Origin of the sequence: Rossellomorea sp. DA94, from assembly GCF_029834455.1 — a bacterium.
Classification (GTDB): Bacteria; Bacillota; Bacilli; order Bacillales; family Bacillaceae_B; genus Rossellomorea; species Rossellomorea vietnamensis.
Map to the genome: position 1 here is coordinate 3,995,809 of NZ_CP122397.1, position 16,203 is coordinate 4,012,011.

A 16,203-nucleotide genomic window follows, 5' to 3' on the forward strand; every position below is an offset into this window, starting at 1 on the left:
TCAAACCGTCCAATCCAATTTCTCCAGGAAATTGTAGACGTCTTCATGAAGCTGTTCTTTTTCTTTATCCAATGTAATGACATGACCGGACTCTTCGTACCACTTGATCTCTTTCTCATCCGACTCCACGTTGTCGTAAATGATATTCGCAGAATCCGTATTGATCATATGGTCATGCCTTGCCTGCACGACGAACGTCGGTGAATAGATCATGTCCACGTTTTCACGCACATCTGCAATCAATTCCTGCAGGGACTTCAACGTATTCATCGGCGTTTTCTTAAACTCTTCTATTTCTTTTTCAATTTGGTCTTCCTGTTTTCCTTCAAACTTTTTAAATTCACGGGCGTAATCGACTACCCCCTGATACATGACTTCTTCACTTTTTATATACATTGGCGCACACATAGGGACAATACCCTTTACAGGTACAGTGTAACCTAATTTAAGAGAAAATACCCCTCCCAGAGAAAGGCCGGCGACCGCAATCTCTTCGTATCCCTTGCTCTTTAAATGCTCATAACCCTCCATGACATCCTTCCACCAATCTTCTGGCCCTGTATGGACCAATTCTTCAGGTGGAACACCGTGTCCTTTATAGTGAGGGGCATGGGATGAATAGCCCTTCTTTTCTAAGTAGCGTCCAAGCATTCTGACGTCAGCAGAATTTCCTGTGAAGCCATGAAGCAGCAATACTGCTCTTGGACCCGCTTCGAATGTGAATGGTTTTGGTAATACTGTTTTCATCTTTATGACTCCTTTTTAACTCAATTTAAACAAACGTTTGATTAGTCGGCAGAAACCTTGATTTAACAAGCTCCATTCTATTAAGCAGTTGTTTAAACGATTTAGTTATGTACTTTGATTTTACGTGAATTTTTGTTAAACAAACGTTTGATTAGTATCCAGGAAGCTTGTTATGACAGGCTTCGTTCTATTAAACGATCGTTTAGTCCACTCTTCTTCTCTATTTTTAGCAAACATTGGTCAGACAATCCAATATTTCGCTTGAAAATCTGTCTGTCTAAATAAAAAAACCTGACCTTAATGATCAGGTTTTGATTCGTATTAGATAGCTACGATGGCGATGGTTAGTACGAAGAATAGTACCGATAATACGATTGTGATTCTGTGCAGTACCAAGTCAATCCCACGAGCTTTTTGTTTCCCGAAAAGTTGTTCTGCACCACCAGAGATGGCCCCTGAAAGTCCAGCACTTTTACCTGACTGAAGTAATACAAGAGCAATAAGTGCAATTGATACAATAATAAGTAAAGTGACGAGTATTGTGTGCATGAGTCCCACCTCCTGATACGAACATAACATTATCTCTAGTTTACCATAGGGAAGATGAAGTGGACAAGGTAATATTGTTTGAATTGTGGAAAGAGTTGGTACCGGATATGATTTCCCAAAAAAAACAGCCCCGTCCTAAGACGGGGCTGCCTCTCTTCAATCGCTTTTAGCGATTAACGTTATAGAATGTTTTCGCTCCAAGATATTGAGCTGTGTGAGCCAATTGATCTTCGATGCGAAGTAGTTGGTTGTATTTTGCTACGCGGTCTGTACGTGATGGAGCACCTGTCTTGATTTGACCAGCGTTTGTTGCAACAGCGATGTCAGCGATTGTGCTGTCTTCTGTTTCACCAGAACGGTGAGAGATGACGGCTGTGTAACCAGCGCGTTTCGCCATTTCGATCGCGTCGAATGTTTCAGTCAGTGTACCGATTTGGTTCACTTTGATCAGGATCGAGTTACCGATACCTTGTTCGATACCTTGAGAAAGCTTCGTCGTGTTAGTAACGAATAAGTCATCCCCAACTAATTGAACCTTGTTACCGATACGGTCAGTCAGTAGTTTGAAACCATCCCAGTCGTTTTCGTCAAGACCATCTTCAATTGAGATGATTGGGTATTTGTTACACATTTCTTCGTACCAATCAACCATTTCTGCGGAAGTACGAACAACGCCTTCTCCAGAAAGATGATATTTACCGTCTTCTTTGTTGTAGATTTCAGAAGCTGCAACGTCCATTGCAAGAAGAACTTCTTCTCCTGGCTTGTATCCAGCTTTTTCGATTGCTTCGATGATCGTAGATAGAGCTTCTTCATTTGATTTAAGGTTTGGAGCGAATCCACCTTCGTCACCAACTGCAGTGTTGTAGCCTTTTGATTTAAGAACTGATTTCAGGCTGTGGAAGATTTCAGCACCCATGCGAAGACCTTCTTTGAAAGTAGGAGCTCCTACAGGCATAACCATGAATTCCTGGATGTCTACGTTGTTGTCAGCGTGTTCTCCGCCGTTAACAATGTTCATCATTGGTACTGGAAGCTGCTTCGCGTTGAATCCACCAAGGTATTGGTATAATTCCACTCCGAAGAAGTCAGCAGCAGCGCGTGCAACAGCCATGGATACACCAAGGATTGCGTTGGCACCTAATTTACCTTTGTTTTCTGTACCGTCAAGAGCGATCATCGCCTGGTCAATGGCTACTTGTTCAGTAACGTCGTAACCGATGATTTCTTCAGCGATTTCGTTGTTTACGTTATCGACTGCTTTTTGTACCCCTTTACCAAGGTAGCGGTCTTTTTCTCCGTCACGAAGTTCTACTGCTTCGTATTCACCAGTTGATGCTCCAGATGGAACAAGTGCGCGTCCGAAAGCACCTGATTGTGTGTAAACTTCTACTTCGATTGTTGGGTTTCCGCGTGAATCCAATACTTCACGTGCGTATACGTCTGTAATAAATGGCATTTAGAATCTCTCCTTATTTTTTAATTAATGATTTTCCAGTCATTTCGTCTGGTTGGTTTACATTTAATAGATCTAACATGGTCGGGGCTAGGTCCCCAAGGATCCCACCGTCACGAAGCTCCACGCCCTCTTTTGTCACGATGACAGGAACTGGGTTCGTTGTGTGAGCCGTCATAGGAGTGCCTTCTTCCGTCACCACTTCATCAGCATTCCCATGGTCTGCCGTGATGATGGCTGTACCGCCTTTTTCCGTGATGAGGTCGATGATCTTCCCTAGACACTCATCCACTGTTTCGATTGCTTTGATCGTTGGCTCAAGCTTACCTGAGTGACCGACCATATCAGGGTTGGCAAAATTCAGGATGATCGCATCCTGACGATCTTCACGAATCTCTTCAAGTAGTGCATCCGTCACTTCATATGCACTCATTTCAGGCTTCAAGTCATACGTTGCCACTTTTGGAGAATCAATCAGGATCCGTTTTTCACCTGGGAATTCCTCTTCACGTCCACCGCTCATAAAGAACGTGACATGAGGGTATTTCTCCGTTTCAGCGATGCGCAATTGCTTCAGTCCGTTTTGAGAAAGGACTTCACCAAGGGTGTTATCAAGGTTCGTCGGTTTGAATGCAACAAAGCCGTCAACCGTTTCACTGAATCGTGTCAGGCAGACAAAGTGAAGATCTTTCGGGAACTTGTCTCCGCGATCGAATGAACGGAAATCTGCATTCGCAAATGTATTCGAGATTTGGATGGCACGGTCCGGACGGAAGTTGTAGAAAATGACTGCATCTTCGTCTTTGATTGTTGCTACCGGCTCTCCGTTTTCTTTTGTAATAACAGATGGAATCACGAACTCATCATAGATTCCATTTTCATACGAATCGTTTACAAGTTCGATTGGATCCTGATAGCTTGGGCCTTCACCATATACCATGGCACGGTAGGATTTCTCCACTCGTTCCCAACGGTTATCGCGGTCCATTGAATAGTAACGACCTGAAATCGTCGCAAATTGACCAACGCCGATTTCTTTCATCTTCGCTTCAGCGTCTTCAATGTACTTCTTCGCCGTTTGAGGGCCGACGTCTCGACCGTCAAGGAAGGCATGGACATAGACATCTTTCATTCCTTCTTTGGCCGCTAAACCTAGAAGGGCATAAAGATGCTCGATATGGCTGTGCACTCCGCCATCCGAAAGCAGTCCGAAGATATGAAGATTCGTGCCTTTTTCTTTTGCATGATTGATGGCATCCAGGAATGTGGTATTCTGTTCGAATTCCCCTTCACGGATGGCCAGGTTCACACGCGTCAAGCTTTGGTATACGATACGTCCTGCACCGATATTCAAGTGACCCACTTCGGAATTCCCCATTTGTCCTTCAGGCAGTCCCACCGCTTCGCCACATGCTGTCAGTTGATTATGTGGATATTGATTCCACAGGCGGTCAAAATTCGGCTTGTTTGCCTGAGCGACCGCATTTCCTTCTTTCACATCACGGAAGGCAAAGCCGTCCAGGATGATTAATGCTACTGGTGACTTACTCATTGTTACTAGCACCTTCTAACAATTGAAGGAAGCTTTGTGGTTCAAGGCTCGCTCCACCTACAAGGGCACCATCGATATCCGATTGAGCCATGTATTCCTTGATGTTAGCCGGTTTCACACTACCGCCGTATTGAATGCGCACGGCATCTGCAGCTGTTTCAGAGAATTCTCCTGCAACCACTTGACGAATGTGGGCACATACTTCGTTCGCGTCTTCCGCTGTAGAAGATTTACCAGTACCGATTGCCCAGATTGGCTCATATGCAATGACCGTTTGTTTCACTTGATCTTCAGAAAGACCTGCAAGTGCTTTTTTCACTTGAGTTCCGACAAGTTCTTTTGTTTCGTTGTTTTCGCGTTGTTCAAGTGTTTCACCTACACAAACGATCGGTGTTAAACCGTGTTTGAATGCAGCAAGAGTCTTCTTGTTTACTGACTCATCTGTTTCATTGAACATTTCACGACGTTCTGAGTGTCCAAGGATGACATATTGTACACCTAAGTCAGAAAGGGCTACAGGACTCACTTCTCCTGTGAATGCTCCGTTTTCTTCAAAGTGCATGTTTTGAGCACCTACAGCCACTTTAGTATCCTTTGTTAGGTTTACCAAGCTTTCTAAAAATAGGGCTGGTGAACAAATGACAGAGTCCACTACTTCCTGATCAGGCACAAGACCTTTTACTTCTTCAGTGAAGGATTTAGCTTCTCCAAGCGTTTTGTTCATTTTCCAGTTACCTGCAATAATTGGTTTACGCATTGTCCTCATCCTTTCTGTTTTTCATATCGGTTCAGCAAGATGTTGGTCTTTGATGAAGCGATTATTTATCGTTAAGAGCCACGACTCCAGGAAGTTCTTTTCCTTCCATGAACTCGAGTGATGCTCCACCACCTGTAGAAATATGACTCATCTTGTCAGCATAGCCGAACTTTTCCACGGCTGCTGCAGAGTCACCGCCACCGATAACAGAATATGTATCTGTTGCATCGGCTAACGCCTCCGCTACGGCTTTCGTTCCATTTGCAAATGTTTCTAATTCGAATACACCCATCGGTCCGTTCCAGATCACAAGCTTAGAATCTTTGATCGTATCTTGGAATAGAGCTCTCGTCTTAGGTCCGATATCAAGTGCTTCCCAATCTGAAGGGATCGAATCGATGTCCACTTCTTTCGTATTTGCATCATTTGAGAAGTCATCAGCAACGACTACATCAACAGGCATAAGGAATTTAACACCCTTGTCCTCTGCTTTTTTCATGAATTGCTTCGCTAAATCAATTTTATCTTCTTCAAGAAGGGATTTCCCTACCTCATGGCCTTGGGCTTTCACGAATGTGTAAGCAAGTCCTCCGCCGATGATCAGGTTGTCCACTTTATCTAACAGGTTGTCAATAACACCGATTTTGTCTTTTACCTTTGCACCACCAACGATGGCTGTAAATGGGCGTTCAGGATTAGATAAAGCTTTTCCTAAGACGTCAAGCTCTTTCTCCATCAGAAGGCCTGCAACAGCTGAAAGGTGCTTCGCTACTCCTTCAGTGGAAGCATGTGCACGGTGAGCAGCACCGAATGCATCGTTCACATAAAGGTCAGCAAGCGCTGCGAATTCTTTCGCAAGCTCAGGATCATTCTTTGTTTCCCCAGGGTAGAAGCGAACGTTTTCCAGTACAAGAACGTCACCTTCAGACATGTCACTGATCTTTGATTGAACAGCTTCACCATAAGCTTCATCCGCTTTGGCTACATCTTTACCAAGAAGTTCGGAAAGTCTTTCAGCCACAGGTGTTAAACGCAGTTCTTCCACCATTTCACCTTTCGGACGGCCTAAGTGACTAGCCAGAATGACCTTTGCTCCGCCATCCACTAAATACTTAATAGTAGGAAGAGCAGCTTGGATACGGGTTTCGTCTGTAATCTTGCCTTCAGACATCGGTACGTTAAAGTCTACACGGCAAAATACGCGTTTCCCTCTTACATCGACATCTTTAATCGACTTTTTGTTCATTGTAAAAGGCCTCCTTTGGTTTTCAATTTCTACATCTTTTTCAAAAAAATAGAAACAACAACAAGAAAAGGGAGAGGGGAATCTTCCCCGCTCCCCTTCATCACATCTTCATTATAGATGGTGGGACAAAATTTATCCATCAATCACCATGCTAATGATGTCAATTTACAAAACTTTAAGGATTAAAGTCCTTTTGAAGCGATATAACCAGCTAAGTCTACTACACGGTTAGAGTATCCGCTCTCGTTATCGTACCAAGAGATGACTTTAACCATGTTGTCTTCTAGAACCATTGTAGAAAGTGCATCGATTGTAGAAGAAGCCGGGCTACCGTTGTAGTCAGTTGATACTAAAGGCTCTTCGCTGTAAGCAAGGATTCCTTTAAGATCGCCTTCAGCAGCTTCTTTAAGAGCTGCATTTACATCTTCAGCCGTTACGTTCTTATCAAGTTCAGCAACTAAGTCTACTAGAGAAACGTTTGGAGTTGGAACACGAACCGCTCCACCGTTCAGTTTCCCTTTAAGCTCAGGAAGAACTAGAGATACAGCCTTCGCAGCACCTGTAGTTGTTGGAATCATGTTCTCAGCAGCTGCACGTGCACGACGGTAATCTTTATGTGGTAAGTCTAAGATTTGTTGGTCGTTTGTGTAAGAGTGGATGGTTGTCATCATTCCACGCTTGATTCCGAATTTATCGTTAAGAACTTTCGCGAATGGCGCTAAGCAGTTTGTTGTACAAGATGCGTTAGAGATAACGTCGTGGCTAGCCGCGTCGTATTTATCTTCGTTAACACCCATAACCACTGTGATATCTTCATCAGATGCAGGAGCAGAAATGATGACTTTCTTCGCGCCGGCTTCGATGTGTTTCGCAGCGTCAGCACGCTTTGTGAAACGGCCAGTAGATTCAACAACGATATCTACGCCAAGATCTCCCCAACCAAGTTGAGCAGGATCGCGCTCTGCCAATACTTTTACTTTTTTACCGCCAACTACAAGGTAGTCACCGTCAACAGTTACTTTCTCTTGAAGAGTTCCGTGAACTGTATCATATTGTAAAAGGTGAGCAAGCATGTTTGCATCAGTTAAGTCATTAACTGCTACTACCTCTACGTCGTTATTTTTAAGTGCTGCACGGAATACATTACGTCCGATACGTCCAAATCCGTTAATACCAATTTTTGTTGCCATGAATAATTTCCTCCTTTAGATAGTTAAGGATGATTTTTTTATATTTCAAAAGGGCTTACCCTTTTAAAAGCTCTCTCGCTGCTCCTTCATCCGTGATGAGCACGGTCTTGTGTGGAGCACCTTTCATATACGCCCGAATCGCTTTCGCCTTCGAGCTGCCGCCAGCGACGGCGATGACGTTCTCGATGTGACTTAAATCTTCTAATTGCAGGCCGATCGTTGGCACCTTATGTACCACTTCACCTGCTTCGTCAAAATAGTAACCAAATGCTTCCCCGACGGCGTGACCCTCGGTGATTTTCTCAAAATCTTCTTCCGTGGTCTTCCGTCTTTCTGCCATTGTGATAGCATCCCCAATTCCATGGAGAACCATGTTGGCGGATTTGATCAAATTAAGGACCTCTTTGATCATCGGTTCTTTCAAGAAGGACTTATATACTTCTTTACTAACCTGATCCGGCACATATAAAACACGATGACGCGTCCCTGTGTGCTCGGCCATCTTGGCACAGATGGTATTGGCCTGGTTCTTCACATCTTCCCCGATTCCACCCCGAGCAGGAACGAACAAGGTTTCGTCAGAGAAATCAGGTGTCAGCCTTTCTGCTACGGCTGCCATCGTCGAACCTCCAGTCACAGCGATGATAGTATTTCCCTTAAGTCGGCGTTTCATACTAGCAGCTGAAGCACGCCCTAATTCTTCTTTTACCCAAGGTGACTCATCACTATTCCCCGGAACGATTACAATTTCATGAAGATTAAGTAACGATTTTAATTCCTGTTCCATTACGTTGATCCCGGAAATCTCCCTCATCATGCTTTCAAGGTTCTCTAAAAGCTGGATACCATCTTCCGTCATGATCATCCCGGAAGTTTTGATATCAATGAGATCTTGATTATTCAGGAACTCCACTTCACTTCTCAGTACGCGTTCCGTCAGGCCCATATTCTGAGCAAGACTTCTGCGTCCGACAGGCTGCATGAACCGGATGGAACGTAGAATTTGATGCCTTTTTTGCATAATTTCAAGCAGGTCAGGTAATAATCGCTTTTGTATGTCAATTAAAGATTCCATAGTTAAAAGCTCCTTCAAATGAAGTCCGTGGATGCATTGGACTCTTTTCGTCCCACATAGACATATTATGTCCCACTACCTCCAAAAAAAATTCATCCCTGCTTACAAGTTTCATTTTATCAGGGTATGAATCGTAATTCAACTAGAAACTATCGGGTTTTTTCATGTAAACGCTTGCTAAGCGTAAAATAATCAATCTGCCCATATTGAAGGATTTCCCCGTCCAGTTCCACGACCGGGATCATCAGTCCGAAACGTTCTGTGAGGTCATCGCTTTTATCGATATCCTCTTCTTCAATGGAAAAGCCCATCTCATCCTGAAGAAGTTTCAGGGTGATCTTTGCGTCTTCGCAAAGTCCGCATTGTGTGCGTGTGTAGAAAATGACTTGCTTCATATTGTTGCCTCGCTTTGTTTTAGTTGTAGGTTGGGTCAGGTTGGGATGTTGTTTTTGTACCTGGTACATTTGTTGATTGTTGTACGGTACAAAACAGCTTCCGAGTACCAGGTACAAACCAACCATTGTGTACCTGGTACACTCTACATTCTATCTTCTATTCATATCTCTTCCTCATCGTAGAAGAAGTGATCCCCATTTGATCACGGTATTTGGCGATGGTCCTTCTGGAAACATCATAGCCTTTATCCAATAGTAGATTGACAATCTTCTGGTCTGATAGAGGCTTTTTCTTGTCTTCTTCATCAATCAGTTTTTGAAGCTCATTTTTCACGGTCCGGGCAGACGCCGCTTCTGAATCCTCCAGTTTGACCGATTTAATCGCTGAGGTAAAGAAGTACTTCAACTCGAAGATTCCAAAAGGAGTTTGCATATACTTCCCCTTCACGGCGCGGCTGATCGTCGATTCGTGTACATCGATTTCATCCGCCACCTGCTTTAACGTCAGGGGCTGGATCGCAGGTGGCCCTTCCAAAAAGAACGACTTCTGTTTCTCAGCAAGTATCTTCCCCACTTTTAGGATCGTCTGTTTCCGCTGTCGTAAACTTTGCAGGAGCCACCGGAAATCCTGCTCCTTCTCTTGAATATAGGTTTGGACTTCCTTATCCGGGTGATCTTTCATGAAATCGGTGTACTCTTCATTATACGTGACGTTAACGGTTGTCCCATCATATAACGATACGGCCACGGTATGCCCGCCGATCACGTTCACCACAAGCTCAGGCGTAATGTATTCAGCGATATGCTGGGAGTATTTCGATCCCGGCCTCGGGTTACAGTGTTGGATGAAATCAGCAGCCTGCTGGATGTCTTTCAGTTCAACCCCAAGCTCCTTGCTGATCGCTTTCCACTTCTTTTCCCCGAAGGCTTGAAAATGATCGGTTACAATCTGCTTCACCAAAGGGGGAACATCTGCTTTTCTCTGCAACTGAAGGGAAATGCACTCCTGCAGGGATCTCGCCCCTATCCCAGCCGGTTCCAACTCCTGAATCTTCTTAATATAGGTTTCCAGTTGAGCCCATTCCAGACCATGTTTTTGCATGAAGGATGGTTCATCCACTCTTAAATAACCGTTGTCATCCAAGCTGCATATTAATTCATCAAGTATCTTCCGATCGAAAGAAGTAAGCGATTTCAAATTTATTTGAACAGATAAGGCATCCGTAAGGGTACTCGTCGGCACGGAAACATATTCATACCAATCCACCGTATTCCCGGGATTGCCGGCATTTCGTTTATACGTATAAGGTTCTCGTTGATAGAGGGAGTCTTGTTTAGGCGGTTCTACTTGTATAAGGGGATTCTCTAATTGCTTAGCTTCTAAATAAGCATTCAGTTCCATCGTAGAATATTGGAGGATGGTGATGGCTTGAGAAAGCTGTTGAGTCATTTGAAGTTTCAGTTGTTGATTTTGAAAAAGTCCTGCTTTCAAATTCATGATTACTAACCTCCCATTTGTCTATTCTACAATAAAATTGGTTGTTCGTTAATGGGAATTCGTTGGTAGTTGGTGGGTTTGTACTATATATATGAGTGTTTTCTTCAAAACTTTCCGGAGAGAGTAGTGGTTGATTTCCGCTGCAGGTGCTCGCTTTCCGCGGGGCGTGAGTTAAGCCTCCTCGGGCTTTGCCCTGTGGGGTCTCAACTTTCACGCGTTTCCCGCAGGAGTCGAGCACCTTCCGCTACAATCAACATAGCATGTGTGTACCCATCCATCACAGCACCATTCTTTTTTATAATTAATAGAATGAATAGGCAGCCACGGAGAATGCCTCAATTGAACATCACTATAAAGTTGAGTTATTTAGCAGATTTACTTACTAATGAAGAGCGATAGATGCCTTCGGATATTTCTCCCGGTTTGATTCGAGTCTTATGGTAGAGGGAATCAAAGTCTGTAATCTTGTACTCTTCTGCTAGTTTTAGCATTATTTGAGCACATGCTTTAGCATCATCTGCAGCATGGTGGTGGTTATCTAATTCGATTCCAAAATAAGTGCAAAGAGAGGAAAGCTGATAGGCAGGAAGACCCTTCACCATTTTTCTGGACATTTGATAGGTGCAGAGAAATTGGTTGTACACAGGCTTCATTTCATAACGAGCTAAATTATCCCTCAAAGCGTAACCATCGAAGGAAAGATTATGAGCAATCATCAACTTATTCTCTATTTTGTCCTTGATAGAATGATAGAAAGCATCGAACGTCATCGCACCTTTAACATCTTGTGGTGTAATTCCATGGATTTTGATATTAAAATGATCAAATTTTTCTTCTGGATCGATTAATTGGTAAATGGAATCCACAATTTCTCCATTTTCTACAAATACCATTCCGACTGAGCATATACTGTGTCTTGCACGATTAGCCGTTTCAAAGTCAAAAGCTACAAAATCTTTCATTCTAATCCACCATCCCGGTTTTAAATTTTTCTTCTTTGCTATCTCTAACTTTCTGATGCAAGGCGAAATCTTCTTGCCACTTTCCTATGTATCTCATTCAAAACTGATCCGGCACTTCTTCAAAACAGGTATATTATATGATTATACAATACACTACAATACCCTTAATCTCAGGAACGAAAAAAGGTGCTTCCACAAATTAAAAACTTGTGGAAACACCTTCATATCTCTCTTTCAACTACGCCCTCGGAGGGAATCGAACCCCCATTTTAAGAACCGGAATCTTACGTGCTATCCGTTGCACCACGAGGGCAAGAAATGAATAACCGTCACGAATATATATTATAAGCCAGATATTACTTGTTTGCAATAGATATTATCGTATATGTCTTTTTTAGCTTCATCATTAATATCATTTAAAAGTGGTGTGGGGATTTCTTTACAGAAAAGCTTAAATTCATTTTGGGTCTGTTTATCTTTATCTATCCTAATACAGAACCACAGAGTGGATTGAAGCGGAAGGCACTTGACTCCTGCGGGAAAAGCGGGAAAGTTGAGACCCCACAGGGCAGCGCCCGAGGAGGCTCAACTCACGCCCCGCGGAAAGCAAGTGCCTGCAGCGAAAAGGAACGGTCATTATTTTCACCTTATGCTCCTTTTAGAGTAGAATCCCTTTTAATCATGTTAATTATGGAACTTACCCCAGCTGTCAACCATAAACTTTACAAACACCCGCCCGTTTAAAAAAGGTATGAATGGGTATCATGTAGAAAGGATTTATATACAGGGTAAATAAGGAAGCATTAAGTTTGACCTTTATTGACCATGGGTGTATGATAACAGTACAAAGTGAATAAGTAACTCTAAAAAAATAAAAGATATCTAAGGAGGAACGAGGATGAATTTAATTCCTACAGTTATTGAACAAACAAACCGCGGTGAGCGTGCATATGACATTTATTCACGTTTATTGAAAGACCGGGTCATCATGCTTGGAAGCGGCATTGACGACAATGTGGCGAACTCCATTGTAGCACAGCTTCTTTTCCTTGAATCTGAAAACCCGGAGAAGGATATCTCAATCTACATAAACTCTCCTGGCGGAAGCATCACGGCAGGTATGGCTATTTACGATACAATCCAATACATCAAGCCTGATGTGCAAACAATCTGTATCGGTATGGCGGCTTCAATGGGTGCGTTCCTTCTTGCAGCAGGTGCAAAAGGCAAGCGTTTAGCCCTTCCTAACGCTGAAGTGATGATTCACCAACCACTTGGTGGTGCTCAAGGTCAGGCGACGGAAATTGAAATCGCTGCAAAGCGTATTCTATTCCTTCGTGAAAAATTGAATCAAATCCTTGCTGATCGCACTGGTCAACCTCTTGAAGTGATTTCAAAAGATACGGACCGCGATAACTTCATGACAGCTGAAAGAGCGCTTGAATACGGATTGATCGACCGCATCATCACTCGTAACGAAATGGATAATAAATAAGTATACAAAACCCCCTTCACGGACTCCGTGAAGGGGGTTTTTTGTTCATTCTATTTCAGTCGTTTTTCCTCAACCGGCACCAAAATTTCACCGTTCATCCCTTTTTTCAACAGCAGATGTAAAATCGTTTTAGACAGCCTGCTGGGATGATAGGGTTTGACTAAATAATCATTGGCTCCAAGCGTGAGCCCTTTTTCTTTTTCATCCAGCGCGGAAGAAATGATGATGGGTATTTGGGCAAGTTCGTGGTCCGATTTCATTTTCTCAAGTACATCCCATCCCGACATGCTTCCTTCAAGCATAATGTCGAGAACAACGGCATCGGGTTTCTCTTCCTGCATGTTGGTTAAAGCTTCACCACCTGAAGCTTTATGCAACACCTTGAACCCACTGTCGGAAAGTTCGGCTTTGAGCAAGGATGCAAGATTGATATCATCTTCAATGACAACGATGTTCATCCCGTCACCGCATTGTTCATCTTCTTTGAAGGTTTCGATGGTCACGATCGGCAGCCGCACGGTGAATAGACTCCCTTTCCCCTCTTCTGAAGAAACGGTGATGTTTCCTTCATGGGTTTCAATGATTTCCTTCACGATCGTCAGCCCCAATCCAGTACCACCGATTCTCCTCTGATCGGAGTTGTCGACCCGGTAGAACTTGGTGAAGAGATTTGGAATTGCGTCCTGTGGTATACCGAGGCCCTCATCCCGGATATCGATGAGAATGCTCTCCTCTCCTTCGCGGAATCGGATGGTTATGGTACCCCCATCAGGAGAATATTTGATGGCATTGCTGATAAGATTGGTGAATGCCTGTGACAACTTATCCCGGTCCCCAAGGACGATCGTGCAGTCCGTCTCCCTTGCGATATTGAAAGAGTGATGGGGCGCATTGACCCTTTGGGTATCGATCACCTGTTGAATGAGCGGGACGACATCTTCGAATTTTTTATCGAAAGTCTGGCGTCCGGACTCCATGCGCTGCACATCCAGGAAGTCGTTGATAAGGGATGTTAACCGCTTTGCTTCCTGATAGATCGTCGTTAAGTATTTCTTCGTCCGTTCAGGCTTTAAGTCTTTTGTCAGCATCAGTTCCGTAAATCCAAGCACGCTTGATAGAGGGGTCCGAAGTTCATGGCTGACGGTGCTGACAAACTCCGATTTCATTTGATCGACTTCGAATTCTTTCGTGATATCACGATGAACAAAGATCGTGCCTATCTGATCTTCCCCACGATAGAGGGATTCAGAATACACCTGGAATACTTCTTTACTATCCACCAAGTGATAGGTAAGGAGCTGTTTCCCTGTCTTCCCTTCCTTCACAATGGTTTCATAATACTCATCCAGTTTCTCTTTGTCTTCCACCCGATCAATCAGTGACTGCTTCCAGGTTTGATAGCATGCCTGTTGAAGTTCGTCAATTTCACCATTGATCAGACCTGACAATTTCTTATTCATTAATAAGTTGTTGCCCTCTTTATCGATGAGTTGTATCCCCTCTTGAATGTTGTTAAGGATGTCCTGCGTTAATTGACGGTTGGTCTCGGACTCTTCAAAAAGGGTGATCTTTTGTAAAGAGATGGAGATTTGCTTTGTAAGACTCGTGTACTCAGCCAATTCCTGCTTATTGAAATCATTTCCGAAACGGCTGAATACCATGATGGCTTCCACCTGTTGATCGATGGAAAGGACGGGTAAGAATAAGTCATACGAGTAGAGGGTCTCGTCATGATACCCTTTCTCGGACGGAACCATTTCCCTTTTAAGTGTGAAAGGCTCCCTCGAATCAAATAATCGCTGATGGATACCGTTATAAATGTACGTCAAGAACTGTTCAGCACCATTTTTCGATATCCCATATGCCGCATTGGACTTTTGGTCATCCATGAGGACGATCATCCCCCTTGAGGCCCCCATCACGTGACTCATGCTTTTCACGATACTTTCCAGTACCTCCTGCTTGTTAAGGGAGCTCGAAATCCCATGAATGAATTCATTCCGTCTCTCCAGTTGCGACTCTCTGTTCTTTGTCATATTCAGCAGGTGCTCGAGTTCCGACTGCTGGGATTCAAGCTCATCCTGTTGAGCCTGCAGTTCTTCATTCTGAGCCAGGAGATGCTCTTCCTTTTCCTGGATTTTATAAATCATCTTTTCGAATGCCCTGGACATCTTACCGATTTCATCTTTCCGCTTATTTTCAAACGACCATTGCTGGTATGCTTCATTTTCAGCAATGTGTTCGGCTGCGGACGCCACTTGATCAAGGGGATGACCGATTTGTTTTGCAATCATTCTCATCAATCTCATCAGAACCACGAGCATAAGAAAAATAAAGATGACAAAGGCTGATTGACTTAAAGACTCTTTTCGTTTCAACTCATCATACGCACTTCGTTTGCTTTGTTCAATGGAATCCGCATACCCATTGAGCTGGGTTTGAAAGGTTTCGATTGTGGCCGTTGCCCCGTCAGCCGAAGCTTCTTTCACTGCCTCTATGTTCCCCTCTTCGAAATCTTGGATGATCGGCGGGACCATATCCTTAAAATACAGGTTGGAAAACTCCTCCACATCTTTGTAGAAGCGTTGATCTTCAGGTTCTGTTTCCAGCTCTTTTAATTTTTTTAACGTATCATCGACTTTTTTCTCTTGTTTAAAAATACTTTCCTTAAATTCCTGTCTACCAAATGCAATGTATCCCCTCGCATCGAAGAACGCTTTTTGAAATCCTCTGTCCAATTGCTCAGCCAGATCTTCTTTGTGGTTCAGGGAATTTCTCTTAACCTGGTATTCATTTGTAATGGATTGATCATATAGAAACAAACAGGCTGCCCCGATGAAGAAGATGGCAATGAAACCACTCATCAATCCGATGAATTGATTACGTAAGCTCGTTTGAAAAAACTCTTTAATTCTCTTCATTCAATATGTCCTCGATCCGCTGAACAAGCTCTGCAGGACTATATGGTTTGGCAATGAAATAGTCTGCACCGGATTTCAAAACGAGATCTCTATCCGCCTGCTGGCTCTTTGCAGATACCATCATGATTTTTACCGAACCCTTTTCAGGGGAGTTCCTGACTTTTTCAATTACTTCGAGTCCTGTGTATAAAGGCATCATATAGTCAAGAAGAATGAGATCATAGTCATTTTCCATGATGGAATCGATTGCTTCCTGACCGTCTATTGCTTCATCAAGTTCGTGTCCTTCGTCTTCGAGTGTATCTACCATCAGCATCCGGAGCACTTCTTCATCTTCCGCTATTAGAATTCTCGCCATCG

Annotated in this window: 14 protein-coding genes and 1 tRNA gene; 1 reads left to right on the plus strand and 14 read right to left on the minus strand. The window is 43.5% G+C overall.

All coding sequences use genetic code 11. The features are described 5' to 3' along the window. From P8596_RS20795 to P8596_RS20850, 12 genes are all read right to left on the minus strand, one after another. Positions 1 to 747 carry an alpha/beta hydrolase gene (locus P8596_RS20795; protein WP_224521953.1) on the minus strand — a complete coding sequence of 249 codons (747 nt, stop codon included), beginning with the start codon at positions 745 to 747 and terminating at the stop codon, positions 1 to 3. Between the two features lie 321 nt (positions 748 to 1,068). Next, positions 1,069 to 1,296, minus strand: coding sequence for a preprotein translocase subunit SecG (gene secG, locus P8596_RS20800; protein WP_060672588.1), 228 nt, complete (start codon positions 1,294 to 1,296; stop codon positions 1,069 to 1,071). A 166-nt stretch (positions 1,297 to 1,462) separates the two neighbouring features. Further along, on the minus strand, positions 1,463 to 2,755 hold the full coding sequence (eno, locus tag P8596_RS20805) for a phosphopyruvate hydratase (RefSeq protein WP_034764211.1): 1,293 nt from the start codon (positions 2,753 to 2,755) through the stop codon (positions 1,463 to 1,465). 13 nt (positions 2,756 to 2,768) lie between these two features. Next, complete coding sequence (gpmI, locus tag P8596_RS20810) at positions 2,769 to 4,304, minus strand: 2,3-bisphosphoglycerate-independent phosphoglycerate mutase (protein ID WP_254652316.1); 1,536 nt, start codon at positions 4,302 to 4,304, stop codon at positions 2,769 to 2,771. After that, on the minus strand, positions 4,297 to 5,061 hold the full coding sequence (tpiA, locus tag P8596_RS20815; RefSeq protein WP_224521950.1) for a triose-phosphate isomerase: 765 nt from the start codon (positions 5,059 to 5,061) through the stop codon (positions 4,297 to 4,299). Before tpiA ends, gpmI begins: the two co-directional genes overlap by 8 nt. A gap of 61 nt (positions 5,062 to 5,122) precedes the next feature. Continuing rightward, on the minus strand, positions 5,123 to 6,307 hold the full coding sequence (locus P8596_RS20820; protein ID WP_279724924.1) for a phosphoglycerate kinase: 1,185 nt from the start codon (positions 6,305 to 6,307) through the stop codon (positions 5,123 to 5,125). Positions 6,308 to 6,489: 182 nt separating this feature from the next. After that, a complete protein-coding gene (gene gap / locus P8596_RS20825; RefSeq protein ID WP_044338275.1) occupies positions 6,490 to 7,497 on the minus strand; it encodes a type I glyceraldehyde-3-phosphate dehydrogenase in 1,008 nt (335 codons plus the stop codon). 55 nt (positions 7,498 to 7,552) lie between these two features. After that, complete coding sequence (locus P8596_RS20830) at positions 7,553 to 8,572, minus strand: sugar-binding transcriptional regulator (RefSeq protein ID WP_061809792.1); 1,020 nt, start codon at positions 8,570 to 8,572, stop codon at positions 7,553 to 7,555. Positions 8,573 to 8,721: 149 nt separating this feature from the next. After that, the gene (locus P8596_RS20835) at positions 8,722 to 8,967 is read right to left on the minus strand and encodes a glutaredoxin family protein (protein ID WP_061809793.1); all 246 of its coding nucleotides are present in this window, start codon (positions 8,965 to 8,967) and stop codon (positions 8,722 to 8,724) included. 157 nt (positions 8,968 to 9,124) lie between these two features. Continuing rightward, positions 9,125 to 10,465: an RNA polymerase factor sigma-54 gene (gene rpoN / locus P8596_RS20840; protein ID WP_279724925.1), complete on the minus strand. Its 1,341-nt coding sequence runs from the start codon at positions 10,463 to 10,465 to the stop codon at positions 9,125 to 9,127. 362 nt (positions 10,466 to 10,827) lie between these two features. Further along, complete coding sequence (locus tag P8596_RS20845) at positions 10,828 to 11,427, minus strand: 3'-5' exonuclease (protein ID WP_279724926.1); 600 nt, start codon at positions 11,425 to 11,427, stop codon at positions 10,828 to 10,830. A 241-nt stretch (positions 11,428 to 11,668) separates the two neighbouring features. Beyond that, positions 11,669 to 11,740, minus strand: a tRNA-Arg gene (locus tag P8596_RS20850). 585 nt (positions 11,741 to 12,325) lie between these two features. Between P8596_RS20850 and clpP the strand changes: the two genes are divergently transcribed. Continuing rightward, entirely contained in the window at positions 12,326 to 12,922 is a 597-nt protein-coding gene (clpP, locus tag P8596_RS20855) for an ATP-dependent Clp endopeptidase proteolytic subunit ClpP (protein ID WP_098439082.1), read from the plus strand. A 50-nt stretch (positions 12,923 to 12,972) separates the two neighbouring features. Here clpP and P8596_RS20860 read toward each other — a convergent pair whose 3' ends face one another. Next, complete coding sequence (locus tag P8596_RS20860) at positions 12,973 to 15,843, minus strand: ATP-binding protein (RefSeq protein ID WP_279724928.1); 2,871 nt, start codon at positions 15,841 to 15,843, stop codon at positions 12,973 to 12,975. Beyond that, positions 15,830 to 16,201, minus strand: coding sequence for a response regulator transcription factor (locus P8596_RS20865; RefSeq protein WP_279724930.1), 372 nt, complete (start codon positions 16,199 to 16,201; stop codon positions 15,830 to 15,832). The genes P8596_RS20860 and P8596_RS20865 overlap by 14 nt, the downstream gene beginning before the upstream one ends. Positions 16,202 to 16,203 lie beyond the last annotated feature (2 nt).